16 protein-coding genes are annotated in these 18,425 nt (G+C 73.2%); 6 read left to right on the forward strand and 10 right to left on the reverse strand.

The window, feature by feature from the left end:
* Nucleotides 1-105: 105 nt before the first annotated feature.
* Complete coding sequence (locus KO717_RS08640; protein ID WP_301365613.1) at nucleotides 106-873, forward strand: SDR family NAD(P)-dependent oxidoreductase; 768 nt, start codon at nucleotides 106-108, stop codon at nucleotides 871-873.
* A 188-nt stretch (nucleotides 874-1,061) separates the two neighbouring features.
* On the opposite strand, the gene KO717_RS08645 is transcribed toward KO717_RS08640, so the two are convergent.
* Together KO717_RS08645 and KO717_RS08650 are read right to left on the reverse strand one after the other, a co-directional pair.
* Entirely contained in the window at nucleotides 1,062-1,460 is a 399-nt protein-coding gene (locus tag KO717_RS08645) for a RidA family protein (protein ID WP_301365615.1), read from the reverse strand.
* Nucleotides 1,457-2,608: an acyl-CoA dehydrogenase family protein gene (locus KO717_RS08650; RefSeq protein WP_301365617.1), complete on the reverse strand. Its 1,152-nt coding sequence runs from the start codon at nucleotides 2,606-2,608 to the stop codon at nucleotides 1,457-1,459. Before KO717_RS08650 ends, KO717_RS08645 begins: the two co-directional genes overlap by 4 nt.
* Before the next feature lie 146 nt (nucleotides 2,609-2,754).
* Here KO717_RS08650 and KO717_RS08655 point away from each other — a divergent pair, with 146 nt between their 5' ends.
* The 4 genes from KO717_RS08655 to KO717_RS08670 all read left to right on the forward strand — a co-directional run bounded on the left by KO717_RS08655 (nucleotide 2,755) and on the right by KO717_RS08670 (nucleotide 6,593).
* Nucleotides 2,755-4,410, forward strand: a complete 1,656-nt coding sequence (locus KO717_RS08655; protein ID WP_301365619.1) for an AMP-binding protein — start codon at nucleotides 2,755-2,757, stop codon at nucleotides 4,408-4,410.
* Nucleotides 4,411-4,419: 9 nt separating this feature from the next.
* On the forward strand, nucleotides 4,420-5,220 hold the full coding sequence (locus tag KO717_RS08660; protein WP_301365620.1) for a PaaX family transcriptional regulator: 801 nt from the start codon (nucleotides 4,420-4,422) through the stop codon (nucleotides 5,218-5,220).
* A gap of 144 nt (nucleotides 5,221-5,364) precedes the next feature.
* Nucleotides 5,365-5,709 carry a hypothetical protein gene (locus KO717_RS08665; RefSeq protein WP_301365622.1) on the forward strand — a complete coding sequence of 115 codons (345 nt, stop codon included), beginning with the start codon at nucleotides 5,365-5,367 and terminating at the stop codon, nucleotides 5,707-5,709.
* Between the two features lie 44 nt (nucleotides 5,710-5,753).
* The gene (locus tag KO717_RS08670; protein ID WP_301365624.1) at nucleotides 5,754-6,593 is read left to right on the forward strand and encodes a GNAT family N-acetyltransferase; all 840 of its coding nucleotides are present in this window, start codon (nucleotides 5,754-5,756) and stop codon (nucleotides 6,591-6,593) included.
* Between the two features lie 286 nt (nucleotides 6,594-6,879).
* Here KO717_RS08670 and KO717_RS08675 read toward each other — a convergent pair whose 3' ends face one another.
* From KO717_RS08675 to KO717_RS08685, 3 genes are all read right to left on the reverse strand, one after another.
* Nucleotides 6,880-7,287, reverse strand: coding sequence for an SgcJ/EcaC family oxidoreductase (locus KO717_RS08675; protein ID WP_437184483.1), 408 nt, complete (start codon nucleotides 7,285-7,287; stop codon nucleotides 6,880-6,882).
* Nucleotides 7,288-7,453: 166 nt separating this feature from the next.
* Complete coding sequence (locus KO717_RS08680; protein ID WP_301365628.1) at nucleotides 7,454-9,703, reverse strand: bifunctional salicylyl-CoA 5-hydroxylase/oxidoreductase; 2,250 nt, start codon at nucleotides 9,701-9,703, stop codon at nucleotides 7,454-7,456.
* Nucleotides 9,704-9,707: 4 nt separating this feature from the next.
* A complete protein-coding gene (locus KO717_RS08685) occupies nucleotides 9,708-10,535 on the reverse strand; it encodes an enoyl-CoA hydratase family protein (protein WP_301365630.1) in 828 nt (275 codons plus the stop codon).
* 175 nt (nucleotides 10,536-10,710) lie between these two features.
* Here KO717_RS08685 and KO717_RS08690 point away from each other — a divergent pair, with 175 nt between their 5' ends.
* Complete coding sequence (locus tag KO717_RS08690) at nucleotides 10,711-11,157, forward strand: ATP-binding protein (protein ID WP_301365632.1); 447 nt, start codon at nucleotides 10,711-10,713, stop codon at nucleotides 11,155-11,157.
* A gap of 12 nt (nucleotides 11,158-11,169) precedes the next feature.
* Here KO717_RS08690 and argF read toward each other — a convergent pair whose 3' ends face one another.
* The 5 genes from argF to KO717_RS08715 all read right to left on the reverse strand — a co-directional run bounded on the left by argF (nucleotide 11,170) and on the right by KO717_RS08715 (nucleotide 18,399).
* Complete coding sequence (argF, locus tag KO717_RS08695) at nucleotides 11,170-12,189, reverse strand: ornithine carbamoyltransferase (protein WP_301365634.1); 1,020 nt, start codon at nucleotides 12,187-12,189, stop codon at nucleotides 11,170-11,172.
* A 169-nt stretch (nucleotides 12,190-12,358) separates the two neighbouring features.
* Complete coding sequence (locus tag KO717_RS08700; protein ID WP_301365636.1) at nucleotides 12,359-13,585, reverse strand: arginine deiminase; 1,227 nt, start codon at nucleotides 13,583-13,585, stop codon at nucleotides 12,359-12,361.
* A 46-nt stretch (nucleotides 13,586-13,631) separates the two neighbouring features.
* Nucleotides 13,632-14,108 (reverse strand): hypothetical protein, encoded by a 477-nt coding sequence (locus KO717_RS08705; RefSeq protein WP_301365638.1) that lies wholly within the window; start codon nucleotides 14,106-14,108, stop codon nucleotides 13,632-13,634.
* A 215-nt stretch (nucleotides 14,109-14,323) separates the two neighbouring features.
* Nucleotides 14,324-16,879, reverse strand: coding sequence for a polynucleotide kinase-phosphatase (locus KO717_RS08710; protein WP_301365640.1), 2,556 nt, complete (start codon nucleotides 16,877-16,879; stop codon nucleotides 14,324-14,326).
* Complete coding sequence (locus tag KO717_RS08715; RefSeq protein WP_301365642.1) at nucleotides 16,876-18,399, reverse strand: 3' terminal RNA ribose 2'-O-methyltransferase Hen1; 1,524 nt, start codon at nucleotides 18,397-18,399, stop codon at nucleotides 16,876-16,878. Before KO717_RS08715 ends, KO717_RS08710 begins: the two co-directional genes overlap by 4 nt.
* Nucleotides 18,400-18,425: the final 26 nt, after the last annotated feature.

Below are 18,425 nucleotides of genomic sequence, written 5' to 3' on the forward strand. Positions count from 1 at the left end.
ACACGCTCCAATCTTCGTCGTGGTGTTATGAGTTGAGCGCTCCTAGGTTCGTGGTGTCAGCCCGTCGGGACCCCGGCGGACGACACCGACGAAAGGCACAGCGCCATGACCGACACGCACGCGGACATCGACGACACCACCACGACCACCACCGCTCTGGTCACCGGCTCCTCCAGCGGCATCGGACTGGACATCGCCCGCGCCTTCCTCGCGAGCGGCGCCAATGTCGTCCTCAACGGCCGGGACGCCGACCGCCTCGCCAAGGCCGCGGCCGCCCTGGGTCACCCCGGGCGGATCGCGTGGGTCGCGGGCGCCATCGCCGAGCCGGCGACGGGCGAGGCCCTCGTCCGTACCGCCCTGGACCGGTTCGGCCGTATCGACGTCCTCGTCAACAACGCGGGCACCTTCGCCCCCAAGCCCTTCACCGAGGTCACCGAGGAAGAACTCGACGGCTTCCTGACCGGCAACCTCAAGGGCACGTACCTCACCACCCAGGCCGTGGTACGGGCGCTGCGCGCGCAGGGCCGGGGCGGCAGCATCGTCAACATAGGCACCGTCCTGGTGGACCACGCGCTGGCGGGCTTCCCGTCCTCCGCGCCGGTGGTCAGCAAGGCGGGGGTGCACGCGCTGACGACCAGCCTGGCCGCCGAACTCGCCGCCGACGGGATCCGCGTGAACCTCGTGTCCCCCGGCATCGTCCGCACTCCGCTGCACGCGGGATCCGACGTGGACTCCTTCGCCGGGCTGGCCCTGCTGAACCGGGTCGGCGAGGTCGCGGAGATCTCCGAGGCGGTGCTCTACCTCGCGGGCGCCACCTTCGTCACCGGCCACGCCCTGCGCGTGGACGGCGGCCACGTCACCGGTCGCGCCTGATCCCGGACCCACCCACCCGCACCGGAAGGACATCCGCCACCGGGGACGAGTACCGCCGCATCCGTACACGGAACCAGGGAGTCTTCTCCGGGCGGGGTCCGGGGCGGACACGGCGGAGTGTCCCCGCGGGACGAGCGCGCATCCACGCCTCCGGGCGGCCCGGGCCGTCCCCGCCTCCCGTGACGCCGTCACGGGAGGACCGCGACGCCGTCGAGTTCCACCAGGGCCTGGTCGTCCCAGAGGCGGACCACGCCGATGACGGCCATCGCCGGGTAGTCGCGGCCGGCCGACCGCCGCCAGATGCGGCCCAGTTCGGCCGCGTGGGTCCGGTACGCCGCCACGTCCACCGCGTACACCGTCACCCGGGCCAGGTCCGCCGGGGTCCCGCCGGCCGCGGCGAGGGCCGTCAGGAGGTTGGCGAGGGCGACCTCGAACTGCTCCGGCAGGCTCTCGCCGACCACCTTGCCCTCGCCGTCCAGGGCGGTCTGGCCCGCCAGGAACACCAGCCGGGTGCCGGTCGCCGCGACCGCGTGCGAGAAACCCGTCGCGGGCGACAGCTCCGCCGGGTTGATCCGCTCCAGGCTCATCGCGGCGCCACCGCCCCGTACAGCTCCTTCGCGATGATCGTGCGCTGCACCTCGCTCGCCCCCTCGTAGATCCGCGGTGCCCGTACCTCCCGGTAGAGGTGTTCGAGCAGGTGGCCGCGCTGGAGGGCGACCGCGCCGTGCAGTTGGACCGCGTGGTCGACCACGTACTGGGCCGTCTCCGTGGCCAGCAGTTTCGCCATCGCCGCCCGGCGCGGGACGTCGCCTGCCCCCCGGTCGTAGGCCCCGGCCGCCGCGTACACCAGCAGCCGGGCCGCTTCCGTGCGGGTGGCCATCTCGGCCACCCGGTGCGCCACCGCCTGGAGATCGCTCAGCGTTCCGCCGAACGCGGTCCGGTCCGCCGTGTACGCGAGCGTCGCGTCCAGCGCGGCCCGGGCCATGCCCACCGCGAAGGCGCCGACGCTCGGCCGGAAGAGGTTCAGGGTGTCCATCGCGACGCGGAAACCGCGCCCGGGCTCGCCGAGCAGGTCCCGCGGGCCGACCGGTACCCCGTCGAAGGCGAGGGAGCCGATGGGGTGCGGGGAGAGCATGTCCAGGGGTGCGCCGGAGAGTCCGGGGCGGTCGGCCGGGACCAGGAAGGCCGAGACCCCCTTCGCTCCCGGCCCCTCGCCCGTTCGGGCGAACACGGTGTAGAAATCCGCCTCGGGAGCGTTGGAGATCCAGCACTTCTCACCGCTGAGCCGCCAGCCGCCCCCGCCGGACCCGCCGGACCCGCCGGCCGGATCGGGCGTCGCCGCCAGCGCCAGCGCCGCCGCGTCCGAGCCCGCCCCCGGCTCGCTCAGCGCGAAGGCCGCCACCGCCCGCCCGGCGCGCACCTGCGGCAGCCAGCGCTCCCGCTGCTCCTCGCTCCCCGCCCGCAGGACCGGGTAGGCCCCGAGCCCCTGCAGGGCGAGCGCCGTCTCGGCCTCCGTGCAACCGTAGGCGAGGGATTCGCGCAGCAGGCACAGTTCCAGCGCGCCCGAGGCGAACACCCGCTCCAGCAGGCCCAGCTCCCCCAGTGCCGCCAGCAGCGGCCGGTTGACCCGGCCCGGTTCCCCCTTCTCGGCCAGTGGCCGCAGCCGCTCCACCGCCAGTGCGCGCAACTGCCCGCACCACTCCTCCTGGTCCACCCCGAGCGCGAATCCGGTCATCCGAACATCCCCGCATCTATCGCGTCCTGTTGACTGCCGTCACCATCACGATACGCTCCTGGAAGGACCTTCCGGCTACGGCCGGAGGAACCGCCGCACGGCCGGCTCCACCCCACCCCGGACCGCTGCAAGGGGGGCCACCCGCCTTGGACCTCAAGCCTTCCGCCCACACCGACACCTTCGCCCGTGACCATCTGCCACCCGTGGACACCTGGCCGGAGCTCCTCTTCGATCTGCCCGAACTGGCCTACCCGGACCGCCTGAACTGCGGGGCCGAGCTGCTCGACGCCACCATCGCCCGGTTCGGTCCCGCGGGCGCCGACCGCCCGGCCTTCCGCAGCGCCGCGGGCGAGGTATGGACGTACGGCGGTCTGCGCGAGCGCGTCGACCGCCTGGCCCACACGCTCACCGCCGACCTCGGTGTGGTCCCCGGCAACCGGGTGCTCCTGCGCGGGCCCACCGGCCCCTGGCTCGCCGCCTGCTGGCTCGCGGTGATGAAGGCGGGCGCGGTGGCCGTCACCGTGCTGCCCCAGCAGCGTGCGCAGGAGCTGGCCACGGTGTGCGCGATGGCCCGGGTGGGGCACGCCCTGTGCCATGCGGACGTGCTGGACGACCTGGTCAAGGCCGAGGTGCCGGGGCTGCGGATCACCGTGTACGGGGGCGGGGACCCGGGGGACCTGCTCCGGCTGGCCGAGAGACATCCCGATCCGTTCCCGGCCGCCCCGACGTCCGCGGACGACGTGGCCCTGATCGCCTTCACCTCCGGGACCACCGGGCGGCCCAAGGGCTGCATGCACTTCCACCGCGATCTGCTCGCCGTCGCCGACACCTTCTCCCGCAGCGTGCTGCGGCCCCGCCCGGACGACGTCTTCGCGGGCAGTCCACCGCTCGGCTTCACCTTCGGCCTCGGCGGACTGGTGGTCTTCCCGCTGCGGGCCGGGGCCTCGGTGCTGCTGCTGGAGGAGGCGGTGCCGCGCCGGCTGCTGCCCGCGCTCGCGGAGCACCGGGTGACGGTGCTGTTCACCGCGCCCACCGCGTACCGGACGATGCTGGACGCGCTGGGCCCGTACGACGTGGGCATGTACGACCTGTCGGCGCTGCGCCGCTGCGTCTCGGCCGGGGAGAACCTGCCGGCCGCCACCTGGCAGGCCTGGTACGAGCGCACCGGCCTGCGGATCATCAACGGCATCGGGGCGACCGAGCTGCTGCACATCTTCATCTCGGCCGCCGACGAGGACATCCGGCCCGGGACGACGGGCCGGGTGGTCCCGGGCTGGGAGGCCCGGGTGGTGGACCGGGCCGGCCGCCCGGTCCCGGACAACGAGCCGGGGCTGCTGGCCGTGCGCGGCCCGGTGGGCTGCCGCTACCTGGCCGACCCCCGGCAGGGGGAGTACGTACAGGGCGGGTGGAACCTGACCGGTGACACCTACGTCCGCGATCCGGAGGGCTACTTCCGCTACGTCGCCCGGGCGGACGACATGATCGTCTCGGCGGGCTACAACATCGCGGGCCCCGAGGTGGAGGAAGCCCTGCTGCGCCACCCGGACGTGGTGGAGGCGGCCGTGGTGGGCCTCCCGGACGAGCGCCGCGGGCAGATCGTGGTGGCGTACACCGTGGCACGCGACGGCGCGGTGCTGACGGAGGAGGTCCTGCGCACCTTCATGCGGGCGGAACTGGCCCCGCACAAGTGCCCGCGCTCCTTCGTCTTCCTCCCCGCCCTCCCCCGGACCGCGACGGGCAAACTGCAGCGCTTCCGGCTGCGCGATCCCGGCGCCCGGCCCGATCCGCCCGACACGATCTAAAGTGAACCCGTGGTCGAGCAGCACACTCCGCGATCCCTGATCGTCACGTTCTACGGAGCCTACGGGCGGGCCTTCGAGGGCCCGGTCCCGGTGGCCGCGCTGATCCGCCTGCTGGGCGCGGCCGGCGTGGACGCCCCGTCGGTCCGCTCGTCGGTGTCCCGGCTGAAGCGGCGCGGCTTCCTGCTGCCCGGGCGGGCGGCGGACGGCTCGGCGGCGTACGGGCTCTCCGATGAGGCGCGGCAGCTGCTGGACGACGGCGACCGCCGGATCTACGGCAGCCCGCAGCTGTCGGAGGAGTGGCTGGTGGCGGTGTTCTCCGTGCCGGAGCAGGAGCGGAACAAACGGCATCTGCTGCGCTCGCGGCTGGCCCGGCTCGGTTTCGGTGCGGTGGCGCCGGGCGTGTGGATCGCCCCGGCCCGCCTGGCCGAGGAGACCGCGCACACCCTGGAACGGCTGCACCTGACCCCGTACGTGGAACTCTTCCGCGGCGCCCACCTCGGTTTCGCCCCGACCGCCGAGGCGGTGGCCCGCTGGTGGGACCTGGCGGCCCTCGCCAAGCAGCACGAGGAATTCCTCGACCTGCACGAACCCGTCCTGCGCGCGCTCCGGCCGGGCCCGGAGCCGACCCCGCAGGAGGCCTACCGGAGCTACCTCCTCGCCCTGGACACCTGGCGGCGCCTCCCGTATGCCGACCCGGGCCTGCCGCGGGAACTGCTCCCGGCGGACTGGCCGGGCGACCGGGCGGCGGCGGTCTTCACCGAGCTGCACGAGCGGCTGCGGGACATCGGGGCCGGGTTCGCGGAACCGTAGGAGCAACGGGCCGCGTCACGAGGTGCTGTGACGCATTCCGATCTTCCTCCGCACCCGCCGCGCCCACCTCATCCGCTGCACCCGCCTCACCCGCCGCACCACCGACCGCAGCCGCCGCGGTCGCCGTCCACGGCCTTCCAGCTGGTGGCGGCGGCGCTGGTCGGAGGCGTGGCCGGGTGGGCCGCCGTCGTGCTCGCCTCCCGTGCCCGCGCGTACTGCGACGCGGGCTGGGAGGCGGGCGGCCGGTTCGAGATGACGTTTCTGCTGCTGCCGATGGTGCCGGGCTGCGCCCTCCTCGCGCTGCTGATCGCCTTCCTCGGCCGGCGGCTGCCCACTTCGCTGCGCCCCGTGCCGGTCCTGCTGGTGCTCGCGGTGGTGGTGCTCGTCTTCTTCGCCACGGAGGGGACGCTGGACGGCTATCCCGGGAACCTGGAGCGGTGCGGGCCCGACAACGTGCCGCCGTGGTGGCCGGGGTGGCTGCCCGCGTGAGAAATCCGGGTGCGGGCGCACCGTGCGCCGCGCCACGATGGGCCATGACCTGGACCTTCAGTACGGACCTGACGGCCTATCTGGCCGCTGCGGGCCCGGCAGCGACCGCGCAGCCCGTCTCCAACACCCTTCTGCTGACCGTGGCCGACGGGCTGCGGCGCCGCGGCTCCGGGGCCTACGGTGACGGCACCCCCTTCTTCGGCTGGTGGACCGGGCCCGACGGCACCGTCGCCGGCGGCCTGCTGTGCACCCCGCCGTTCCCGGTCGTGCTCGGCGTGCTGCCCCGGGAGGGGGTCCGGGCGCTCGGGGCCGCGCTCGCCGGCGAACCGCTGCTCGCCGGGGCGCACGGGTTCAACGCCCGCCGCCCGGACGCGGAAGCACTGGCCGAGGCCTGGGGGCGGCCCACCCGGATCGCCGAGGAGCTGCGCCTGTACCGGCTGGCAGACCTGGCCGCCCCGGATCCCGCCCCGGCCGGGCGGGCCCGGCCCGCCACCGGGGCGGACCTCCCGCTGCTGCTGGAGTGGACCACGGCCTTCAGGGCGGAGGCGGGCGTCCCGGGCAGCCCTTCCGAGGACATGCTGCGCGACCGGATCTCCTACGGCGGGTTCCGGCTGTGGGAGCACGCCGGGACTCCCGTCTCACTGGCCGGCTTCTCCCGCCCGATCGGCCGGGTCTCCCGCGTCGGCCCCGTCTACACCCCGCCCGAGCACCGCGGCCGCGGCTACGCCGCCGGGGTCACGCACGCGGTGAGCGAAGCGGCGTACGCCGCCGGCGCCACGGAGGTCCTCCTCTTCACGGACCTGGCCAACCCCACCAGCAACGGCGTCTACCTGCGCCTGGGTTACACCCCGGTCGAGGACCGCACCGAGATCGTCCCGGCGTGACGCGGTGGTTGCGCCGGAACCGGTCGCCCGGCCCGAGGCCGGGGCGATGTGCGCCTCACGCACCGCCGGGCGGCGGACCAACGCGCCTTCGTCGGTCCATCACGGCCGATGAGCATGAACTGCCCGTTCGCCCCCTCAGTTGCCATGGTCGAGGGCCGTCCGCGGGAAGAACAGCGTCCATGACCCGGCCGGGGCCAAGTCGGTCTCCCCAAGCGCCACATGGGCCATGTCTGCAGGGGCGGTCCTCGTGCCCTGAAGGCGCGCGCCCCTGCGAGCGCGCCGGCCTTCAGGCTTTCGCGACCTGGGTGTTCTGGCAGACGGTCAGGAGCCAGCGGCCGTCGTCGTCCTTGGTCATCACGTACGTCGGGACGCCCTCGTCCCCGGGGCCGTCGGCCGAGTGGTAGAGCTGGCTGACCTTGACCGCGGCCACATCCGGGCGGAGGAACTGGAGGTGGGTGACGGTGTAGCTGACCTGGCCGTCCCAGCTCGCGCCGGGGAGGACCGCGCGGGTGAACTCGGATATGGCGTCCAGGCCGATGAGGACCTTGCCGCCGCCGGTGGTCCACAGGGCGTCGGGGTGGAAGAGGGAGAGGAAGGCGTCGGGGTCCTTGGCCTGCTGCGAGGCCTCGACGGCGGCCACCACCTGGTGGATGGCCTCGATGTCAGCGGTCCGGGCTGCGTTTTCGGTCGTCATGCGGATCATCATCGAACCTCAAGGAGGCTTGAGGTCAAGACCCGGCTCGCAGGCCCGGCTCGCTCGGGGCCCGCCCCCGGATACCGGACCGTCAACGCCCTGTTCGTCCCGATCCCGCAGCCGTAGGCACCGCACGCACCACCCGGCTCCCCGTACGGGCCGCGGTCTAGCCGCGGCCCGTCGGCGGTGTGCGGCTGCCCGCGCGGTACGGGGCCGGCCAGGGCGCGCCGGGGCCTTCGTAGGACTGCTCGGCGGCGGCGTGCAGCGTCCAGTGGGGGTCGTAGAGGTGGGGGCGGCCGAGGGCGCAGAGGTCGGCGCGGCCGGCCAGCAGCAGGGAGTTCACGTCGTCCCAGGAGGAGATGGCACCGACCGCGATGACCGGGACGCCGAGCGCGTTGCGGATCCGGTCGGCGTACGGGGTCTGGTACGAACGCCCGTACTCGGGGGCCTCGTCCGCGACCACCTGGCCCGTCGAGACGTCGATGGCGTCCGCGCCGCGGGCGGCGAAGGCGGCCGCGATCCGTACCGCCTCCTCGGGCGAGGTGCCTCCGGGTGCCCAGTCGGTGGCCGAGAGGCGGACCGTCATCGGGCGGTCGGCGGGCCACACGGCGCGGACCGCGTCGAAGACCTCCAGCGGGAAGCGCAGCCGGTTCTCCAGGGAGCCGCCGTACTCGTCGTCGCGGTGGTTGGTCAGGGGGGACAGGAAGCCGGAGAGCAGGTAGCCGTGGGCGCAGTGCAGTTCGAGCAGGTCGAATCCGGCGTCGGCGGCGCGGACGGCGGCGGCCGCGAAATCGGAGCGCAGCGCTTCCAGGTCCGCGCGGGCGAGGGCGCGCGGCAGCGCCGAGACGCCCGGCCGGTAGGGCAGCGCGGAGGCGGCCACCAGCGGCCAGTTGCCCTCGGGCAGGGGGTCGTCCATGCCCTCCCACATCACCCGGGTCGAGCCCTTGCGGCCGGCGTGCCCGAGCTGGACGCCGAGGGCGGTTCCGGGCGCCGAGGTGTGGACGAAGTCGGCGATCCGCTTCCAGGCGGCCGCCTGCTCCTGGGTGTAGAGGCCGGTGCAGCCGGGGGTGATGCGGCCCTCGGCGGACACGCAGACCATCTCCGTCATCACCAGCCCGGCCCCGCCGAGGGCCCGCCCGCCGAGGTGGACGAGGTGGAAGTCGCCCGGCAGCCCGTCCGTGGCCGAGTACATGTCCATCGGTGAGACGACGACCCGGTTACGCAGGGTCAGGCCCCGCAGAGTGAAGGGCGTGAACATCGCGGGTGTGCCGTCCGGGCAGCCGAAGTCCCCTTCCACGGCCCGCGTGAACCGTGCGTCGCGCATCCGCAGGTTGTCGTGCGTGACCCGGCGACTGCGGGTGAGCAGGTTGAAGGCGAACTGCCGGGCGGGCTGGTCGACGTAACCGGCGATCTCCTCGAACCAGTGCCGGCTCGCGGCAGCCGCCCGCTGGGTGCTGGCGACCGCCGGGCGGCGGGCGCTCTCGTAGGCGGCGAGGGCGGCCGGGATGTCGCCCGGCAGGGCGCCCACGGCCTCGGCGAGCGCGAGCGCGTCCTCCACCGCCAGTTTGGTCCCCGACCCGATGGAGAAGTGGGCGGTGTGCGCCGCGTCGCCGAGCAGCACCGTGTTGCCGTGCGACCAGCGCGCGTTGACGACGGTACGGAACTGCGTCCACGCGGAGCGGTTGCCGTGCAGCGGGCGCCCGCGCAGGGCCTCGCTGAAGATCTTGGCGCAGCGGGCCGCCGACTCGTCCTCGTCGCACAGGTCGAAGCCGGCCGCCCGCCACACCTCGTCGCGCATCTCCACGATCACCGTGGAGGCGTCGGCCGCGTAGGGGTAGGCGTGCAGCTGCATGACCCCGTGCTCGGTCTCCGCGATCTCGAAGCGGAAGGCGTCGAAGGCGAAGTCGGCGGCGAGCCAGATGTAGCGGCAGCGTCCGCCGGTCAGTGCCGGCCCGTAGTGCGCGGCGCCGGCCTCCCGGATCGCGCTGTGCACCCCGTCGGCCGCGACCACCAGGTCGTACGAGGCCGCGAGCTCGGCGGCCGCCGGGGCCTCGGAGCGGAAGCGGAGGCGGACGCCGAGGCCCGCGCAGCGCTCGTGCAGGATCTCCAGCAGCCGGCGCCGCCCGATGGCCGCGAAGCCGTGGCCGCCGGAGGTCAGCAGCCGGCCGCGGTGCACGATGTCCACGTCGTCCCAGCGCACGAACTCCGCGCTCAGGGCGGTGTGGACGACGGTGTCGGCCCGCTCGATGCCGCCGAGGGTCTCGTCGGAGAGCACCACGCCGAAGCCGAAGGTGTCGTCGGGGGCGTTGCGCTCCCAGACCTCCACCGTGTGGCCCTGGCGGGCCAGCAGCGCGGCGGCGTACAGCCCTCCCGGTCCCCCGCCGACGACGGCGACCCGCATGGCACCAGGAGCCATGTGACTACCTGCCCTTCCACTCCGGCGGCCGCTTCCCGGTGAAGGCGGCGTGGAACTCCGCGTAGTCCTGGCCGTGCATCAGCAGGGCCTGCGTGTTGGCGTCCAGTTCGACGGACGCGGCCAGCGGCATGTCGAGCTCGGCGGTGAGCAGGGCCTTGGTCTGCGCGTGGGCGAGGGCGGGGCCCGCGGCCAGGCGTGCGGCGAGTTCGGCGGCCCGTACGTGGGCCTTGCCCTCCTCGGTGAGCTCGCTGAGGAGGCCGATCCGCTCGGCCTCGGGCGCGTGGACGGGCTCTCCGAGCATCAGCAGGCGGGTGGCGTGGCCGAGGCCGACGACCCGGGGGAGCAGGTAGGCCGCGCCCATGTCGCCGCCGGAGAGGCCGACGCGGGTGAAGAGGAAGGCGAAGCGGGCGGTGGGGTCGGCGATCCGGAAGTCGGCGGCGAGCGCGAGGACGGCTCCGGCCCCGGCGGCCACCCCGTGCACGGCGGCGATCACCGGGAAGGGGCATTCGCGGATGGCGCGCACCACCTGGCCGGTCATCCGGTTGAAGTCGAGGAGCTGGGCCGTGTCCATGGCGAGGGTGGCGCCGATGATCTCGTCGACGTCCCCGCCGGAGCAGAAGCCGCGCCCCTCGCCGCCGAGCACGAGGGCGCGTACGGAGCGCTCGCGGGACAGTTCGCCGAGCAGATCGCGCAGGTCGGCGTAGGCGCCGAAGGTGAGCGCGTTCAGCTTCTCGGGGCGGTCGAAGGTGACGGTGGCGACGCCGTCCTGCCGGGTGACCCGGAGGTGGTGCCACCGTTCGGTCGCTGGTGTGGAACCGGTGAAGGGGCTCACGCCACCGAAGATATCACCAGATCGTGACTGCCGTCACAGAAGCACGACATATTCGCGCCGCGGGGTGCCTGCCGGAATGAGAATTCGACTTCGTATCGTTGAAACCGGGAGTTCACCATTCCCACCCTGCCCCGACCTCGACCCCGACCCCGACCCCGGAACGGATGGCCCTTCCTTGCCCGACGCCTCCGCCTGGCGGATCGCCCTGCCCCACACGGCCGCCGCCGTACCCATGGCCCGCGCCCTCGTCCGCACGGCGCTGGCCGACACCGACGCGCCCGCCGACCGGGACACCGCGGAGCTCCTGACGGCGGAACTGGTCGCCAACGCCGTGGAGCACACCAGCCCCGGCGCCCCGATCGAGCTCGTCGTGGAACTGCGCGCGAACGGCTGCCAGGTCGAGGTCCACGACGGCGACCCGTGCCCGCCCGGCGGCCTGTCGGCCCGTCCGGACACCGGCCGGCCCGACCCCTGGCAGGAGCACGGCCGCGGCCTGCTGCTAATCCGGAGCCTGAGCTCCGACTGCGGCCACCGCCCCACCCCGTACGGCAAGGCCGTGTGGTTCACGCTGCCCGCACAGCGCACCGGCACAGGCACCGGCACCGGCACCGGCACCGCCTGACGCGGTGTATGACTATGCGTCACCCCGGGCGGGCCGCCCGAGGGTGGCGACGAGCACGGCCTTGATGGTGTGCAGCCGGTTCTCGGCCTCGTCGAAGACGATGGAGTGCTCCGACTCGAACACCTCGTCCGTCACCTCCAGGGAGTCGAGCCCGTGCCGCTCGTGGATCTCCCGGGCCACCTTGGTGCCGAGGTCGTGGAAGGCCGGCAGGCAGTGCATGAACTTCACGTCCGGGTTCCCGGTGGCGCGCAGCACGTCCATGGTCACCGCGTACGGGGACAGGACCGCGATCCGCTCGTCCCAGACCTCCTTGGGCTCCCCCATGGACACCCAGATGTCGGTCACGACGAAGTCCGCCCCGGCGACCCCCTCGGCAACCTCCTCGGTCAGGGTGAGCCGGGCTCCGCTCTCCGCCGCGAGCTCCCGCGCCGCGGCCACCACCGACTCGGCGGGCCAGTAGGACCGGGGCGCGACGATCCGCACGTCCATGCCCAGCAGCGCACCGGTCACGAGGTAGGAGTTGCCCATGTTGAAGCGGGCGTCGCCGAGGTAGGCGAAGGCGATCCGGTGCAGCGGCTTGGTGGTGTGCTCGGTCATGGTGAGCAGGTCGGCCAGCATCTGGGTCGGGTGCCAGTCGTCGGTGAGTCCGTTGAAGACGGGGACGCCCGAGTGGGCGGCGAGCTCCTCGACGGCCTGCTGGCTGTCACCCCGGTACTCGATCCCGTCGAACATCCGGCCGAGCACCCGGGCGGTGTCCTTGACCGACTCCTTGTGGCCCATCTGGGAGCCGGCGGGGTCGAGGTAGGTGGTGTGCGCGCCCTGGTCCGCAGCGGCGACCTCGAAGGCGCAGCGGGTCCGGGTGGAGGTCTTCTCGAAGATCAGTGCGATGTTCCTGCCCTGGAGCAGCCGCTGCTCGACCCCGGCCTTCTTGGCGGCCTTCAGGTCGGCGGCGAGCTCGATCAGACCGCGGAACTCGGCGGCCGTGAAGTCCAGCTCCTTGAGAAAACTGCGGCCGGCGAGGTCGGTGGCCATGGGGTCGCTCCAGCGTCACGGTGACAGGGGATGTTGGAAGTCTATACGATCCTCTGTATTGATATACAGACCGGGCCCGGGACCTCTCCCGGGCCCGGAACCCCTCCCCCGGGCGCGGCCCGCGCAGGCGCCGGCCCCGGCCCGCCTCAGGCCCCGCCCCCGGCCCGCCTCAGACCGCGTCCCGCTCGACGGGACAGCTCATGCAGCGCGGCCCGCCCCGGCCCCGCCCCAGCTCGCTGCCCGGGATCTCGATCACCTCGATGCCCATCTTGCGCAGGTGCGTGTTGGTCGTCACGTTCCGCTCGTAGGCGACGACCACCCCCGGCTCCACGGCGAGCACGTTGCACCCGTCGTCCCACTGCTCGCGCTCCGCCGAGTGCACGTCCTGCGTCGCGGTCAGCACCCGGATCGAGTCCAGGCCGAGCGCCCCCGCGATGGCCCGGTGCATGTGGTCCTCCGGGTGGTCGGTGACCTTCAGCTCCTGCGGCCCGCCGCCCGGCTCGATCGTGTAGGAGGGGAGCATCCCGAGCCCGGCGTACTGAGTGAACGTATCTCCGTCGACCATCGTCATCACCGTGTCCAGGTGCATGAAGGCCCGCGACTTGGGCATGTCCAGCGCCACGATGGACGTCGCCGAACCGGCGGCGAACAGGCCGCGTGCCAGCATCTCCACCGCCTGCGGGGTGGTCCGCTCGCTCATCCCGATCAGCACCGCCCCGTTGCCGATGACCAGGACGTCCCCGCCCTCGATCGTCGACGGGTAGTCCGCCTGCCCCTGCGACCAGTAGTGGAAGGCGCCGGAGGTGGTGAAGAGCGGGTGGTGCTTGTAGATCGCCTCGAAGTGGACCGTCTCGCGCTGCCGGGCGGGCCAGCGCATCGCGTTGATGGACACCCCGTCGTAGATCCAGGCGGAGGTGTCCCGGGTGAAGAGGTGGTTGGGCAGCGGGCCCAGCAGGAAGCCGTCCAGGTCCAGGGCGTGGAAGCGCACGGACACCGGCTCGGCGTGCCGCTCCAGGAACTCCCGCTTGGTCATCCCGCCGACCAGGGCCTCCGCCAGCTCGGCCGAGGTCAGCCCGTCGAAGACCGACCGCAGGTGGTCGGTGGCGAGCGGCCCATACTCCTTCTCGTCGAAGACCCGGTCCAGCACGAGGTGTCTCGCCTCCGGGATGTCGAGGGCCTCGCACAGGAGGTCACCGAAGAGGTGGACCTCCACGCCCCGGTCCCGCAGCACGTCCGCGAAGCCGTCGTGCTCCTGGCGGGCCCGGCGCACCCACAGCACGTCGTCGAAGAGGAGTGCGTCCTTGTTGCTCGGTGTGAGCCGCTTCAGCTCCAGGTCGGGCCGGTGGAGGATGACGCGGCGAAGCCGCCCGGTCTCGGAGTCGACATGGAATCCCATGCCGTACACATTCCCAGACCGAACGGCTTTTTGACGTGGCGTCCGCTCAGCGAGGGGTGGTGAGGCCGAGAAGCGCCGAGGGGGCCCCGGTGAGCTCCGGGGTGGTCAGGCCCAGTTCGGGCGTGGTCAGGTTCGGCACTCCGGAGTTGGAGGCGTCCGGCATCGTCAGCAGACCGCCGGCGACCAGGCCGGGGGTCCGGGCGAGCAGGTCGGTGGCGGGCGCCTCGACGGAACCCTCGCCGTCCGTCTCCGGCTTGCCCAGCAGGTTCGGCACCGGGGAGGTGACGAGGGTGCTGCCGAGCTCGGTGCCGATCGGGAGCGACGGGAGCAGTGGGGTCGGAAGCATGTTCCCCTTGTGGAAGCGGGGTGACTCGGGCGCTCCCACGACCGGCATCGGCACGCCCGTGCCCACGCGCGGGGTGTCCACGCCCAGCGTGGTCTTCACGGCGTCGAGCGGGACATCGACCGGCACCGACTGGGCCATGGCCGGGGTGGCCGCTCCGGCCGCAGCCATACAGGTCATGAGTGCCGCAATGCTTCCGCGCGCGGTCATCTTCATAGGTGACGTTCCGTCCTTCCAGGGTCGCGGACATTCCGCTGCCCTGGATGAACGATCCCGCCGGTGGTTTCCCCGGAGTTCTCCGCGAAAGTTCCCCCATACGACCTAATTCGAGGCCGTACGGGGGCCACCCCTTTACGGGCCGTGCTGACGCGGCCCCCTCGCGCGGCCGGGCCGGCTCACAGGCGCGGGTCGACCGGCTCCGACTCCAGTGCCAGCACCGCGAAGACCGCCTCGTGGACCCGCCACAGCGGCTCGTCGGCCGCCAGCCGGTCCAGCGCCTCCAGCCCGAGCGCGTACTCGCGCAGGGCGAGCGAGCGCTTGTGCCCGAGGAACCGGTCGCGCAGCCGCTCCAGGTGATCCGGACGGGTGTACTCCGGGCCGTAGATGATCCGCAGGTACTCGCGCCCGCGCACCTTGACCCCGGGCTGGACCAGCCGGCCCTTGCCGTCCTTGGCGTACGCCTGGAGCGGCTTGACGACCATGCCCTCGCCGCCTGCGGCCGTCAGCTCCAGCCACCAGTCGGTGCCGGCCCGTACGGAATCCTCGTCCGCGGTGTCCACCAGGATCCGGCCGGTGCGCCGGAGCAGTCCGGTACCGGCCGCCTCGTCCGCGGCGACCAGCCGGTCCAGCCAGAACAGCTGCTCGTCGTGGGGCACCGCGGCCAGCGACCGCCCGGCCACCGCCAGCAGCTGGAACGGCGCGAACCGTACGCCGTCCAGGCCGTCGGTGGTCCAGCAGTAGCGCCGGTAGGAATCGGTGAAGGCGGCCGCGTCGGCGGCCCGGCCGCGCTGGCGCTCCAGCAGCTCGCCGGTGTCGACGCCCCGGGCGGTGGCCGCCTCCAGGGCGGCGATGGCGCCCGGGAAGACGGCGCCGGAGGCCGCGCCGACGGCGGCGTACTGGTTGCGCAGCAGGCCGGCGGACTTCAGGGACCAGGGCAGGAGTTCCCCGTCGATCAGCAGCCAGTCGGTGTCGAGCTCCTCCCAGAGGCCGGCGTCGGTGACGGCCGAGCGCAGCCGGGTGAGGACCTCCTCGGTGACCTCCGGATCCTTGAAGAAGGGCCGCCCGGTGCGGGTGTAGACGGAGCCGGTCGGGCCGTCGACGCCGAAGCGGGTCCGGGCCGCGTCGGCGTCCTTGCAGACGAGGACGGTGGCGCGGGAGCCCATGTGCTTCTCCTCGCACACCACCTGGGCGATGCCGTCCCCCCGGTACTGGGCGAAGGCCTCGGCCGGGTGCTCCAGGTAGCCCTCCTCGCGGGAGGTGGCCGTGGGCGCCATGGTCGGCGGCAGGTACGGGACGAGGCGGGGGTCGACCGCGAAGCGGCTCATGACCTCCAGGGCCGCCGCCGCGTTCTCCTCGCGCACGTTCACGTTGCCCAGGTGCCGGGTCTCCACGACCCGGCGGCCGTGCACGTCCGCCAGGTCGAGCGGGCGGCCGTCGTGCCCGCCCGGCGCCTCGGCGACGAGCGGCTTGACCGGTTCGTACCAGACCTTCTCGGCCGGTACGTCGACCAGTTCGCGCTCGGGCCAGCGCAGGGCGGTCATCCGGCCGCCGAACACGGCGCCGGTGTCGAGGCAGATGGTGTTGTTGATCCAGGTGGTGTCGGGGACCGGGGTGTGGCCGTAGACCACGACGGCCTTGCCCCGGTAGTCCTCGGCCCACGGGTAGCGCACGGGCAGGCCGAACTCGTCGGTCTCGCCGGTGGTTTCCCCGTAGAGGGCGTGCGAGCGGACCCGGCCGGAGGTGCGGCCGTGGTACTTCTCGGGCAGACCGGCGTGGCAGACCACCAGCTTGCCGCCGTCGAGGACGTAGTGGCTGACGAGGCCGCGGATGAACTCCCGTACCTCCTGGACGAACTCCTCCGGCTCCCCCTCCAGCTGCTCGATGGTCTCGGCGAGGCCGTGGGTCCGCTGGACCTTGGAGCCCTTCAGGTAACGGCCGAGCTTGTTCTCGTGGTTCCCGGGCACGCACAGGGCGTTGCCGGACTTCACCATGCCCATGACGCGGCGCAGGACGCCGGGGCTGTCGGGGCCGCGGTCGACCAGGTCGCCGACGAAGACGGTGGTGCGGCCCTCGGGGTGGACCCCGTCCTCGTAGCCGAGCTTGGCGAGCAGGGTCTCCAGCTCGGAGGAACAGCCGTGGATGTCGCCGACGATGTCGAAGGGGCCGGTGAGGTGGGTGAGGTCGTTGAACCGCTTCTCCAGGACCACCTCGGCGCTCTCGGCCTCCTCGACGGAGCGCAGTACGTGGACCTTGCGGAAGCCCTCGCGCTCCAGACCGCGCAGCGAGCGCCGCAGGTCGCGGCGGTGCCGCTGGATGACCGCACGGGGCAGGCCAGCCCGGTCGGGGCGGGCGGCGTTGCGTTCGGCGCAGACCTCCTCGGGCATGTCCAGGACGATGGCGATCGGCAGGACGTCGTGCGCGCGGGCGAGCTGGACCAGCTGCCTGCGGGCGTCGGCCTGGACGCTGGTGGCGTCGACGACGGTGAGGCGGCCGGCGGCGAGGCGCTTGCCCGCGATGTAGTGCAGGACGTCGAAGGCGTCGCGGCTGGCGCTCTGGTCGTTCTCGTCGTCGGAGACCAGGCCCCGGCAGTAGTCGGAGGAGATGACCTCGGTGGCCTTGAAGTGCTTGCGGGCGAAGGTGGACTTGCCCGATCCGGTGGCCCCGATCAGGACGACGAGGGACAGGTCGGTGACGGGAAGTGTGCGCGTACGGGGGGTCTCGGTGCTGGTCATGCTGCCTCGCCCTCCTTCGGGGTGTCGGTGTCGGCGCCCGCGGCGTCGGTGGTTTCGGCGGTGTCGGCGGTGTCGGCGGTGTCGTGCTGGGTGAAGACGGCCATCTGGGTCGGCGGCCCGACCTCGGGGTCGTCGTCGCCGACGGGCACGTACCGGACCCCGTAGCCGTGGCGCCGCGCGACCTCGCCGGCCCAGGCGCGGAACTCCTCGCGGTTCCACTCGAAGCGGTGGTCGCCGTGGCGGACGTGCCCGGCGGGCAGGGTCTCCCAGCGCACGTTGTACTCGACGTTGGGGGTGGTGACGAGGACCGTGCGGGGGCGGGCCGAGCCGAAGACCGCGTACTCCAGCGCGGGCAGCCGCTCCGGATCCAGGTGCTCGATGACCTCGCTGAGCACGGCCGCGTCGTAGCCGGCCAGCCGCTTGTCGGTGTACGCGAGCGAGCCCTGCAGGAGCTTCAGGCGCGCGCTCTGCCGCTCGCCCATCCGGTCCAGCCGCAGCCGCCGGGCCGCGATCTGCAGGGCCCGCACGGACACGTCCATGCCGACGATCTCGGAGTACGCCGGGTCGCCGAGCAGCGCCTGGAGCAACTGTCCCTGGCCGCAGCCGAGGTCCAGCACCCGCTGGGCACCGGCGGCCCGCAGGGCGGCGAGGATCGCCTCGCGCCGCTGCACGGCGAGCGGCACGGGCCGCTCCTCCGTGTCGCGGGTCTCGTCCACCGCGTTGTCGAGCTCCTCGACCTCGCTGCCGTCGGCCTCGGCGAGGCGGACCAGTTCCAGGCGCTCGATGGCGTCCTGGGTCAGCCGCTTGTGGCGGGCCAGGTAGCGGGAGGTGATCAGCCCGTTCTCGGGGTGGGCGGCGAGCCAGCCGTCTCCGGCGCGCAGCAGCTTGTCGACCTCGTCCGCGGAGATCCAGTAGTGCTTGGCGTCGTCGAGGACCGGCAGCAGCACGTAGAGCTGGCGCAGGGCGTCGGCGAGGCGCAGCTCGCCCTCCAGGACGAGCCGTACGTAGCGGGAGTCCCCCCACTCGGGGAACTGCTCGTCGAGGGGTACGGGCTCGGCCTCCACGAGGTCCCAGCCGAGCGGGCCGAACAGGCGGTGCACGAGCGCGGCCCCGCCGCGGGCGGGCAGCACCGGGATCTCGACGCGCAGCGGCCGGGCCTGCTCCGGGAGTTCGGGGCGGGCGGTGCACTGTCCCTTGAGGGCGGTGCGGAACACTCCGCTGAGCGCGACGGCGAGCAGCGAGGACGCGGCGTACGGCCGGTCGTTCACGTACTGCGCGAGCGCGGCGTCCGGCGCCCCGCCCCGGCCCTTGCCCCGGCCTCGCCGCACGAGCGCGACGGGGTCCACCTCCAGCAGCAGGGCCGCCGTGCACCGCTGGACCGAAGCCTCGGGGTAGAACACGTGGGCGGTGCCGTGTGAGGTGGAGAACGCCTGCGTCTTGCCGGGATGCTTGTGCAGCAGGTAGCCCAGGTCGGTGGCGGGTCGTTCAGGGGAGCCGGTGGTGGAGATCGTCAGGAACACACGACCGATTGTTGCTGGTCACCCGC

Source organism: Streptomyces xanthophaeus (genome assembly GCF_030440515.1).
GTDB classification, from domain to species: Bacteria; Actinomycetota; Actinomycetes; order Streptomycetales; family Streptomycetaceae; genus Streptomyces; species Streptomyces kutzneri.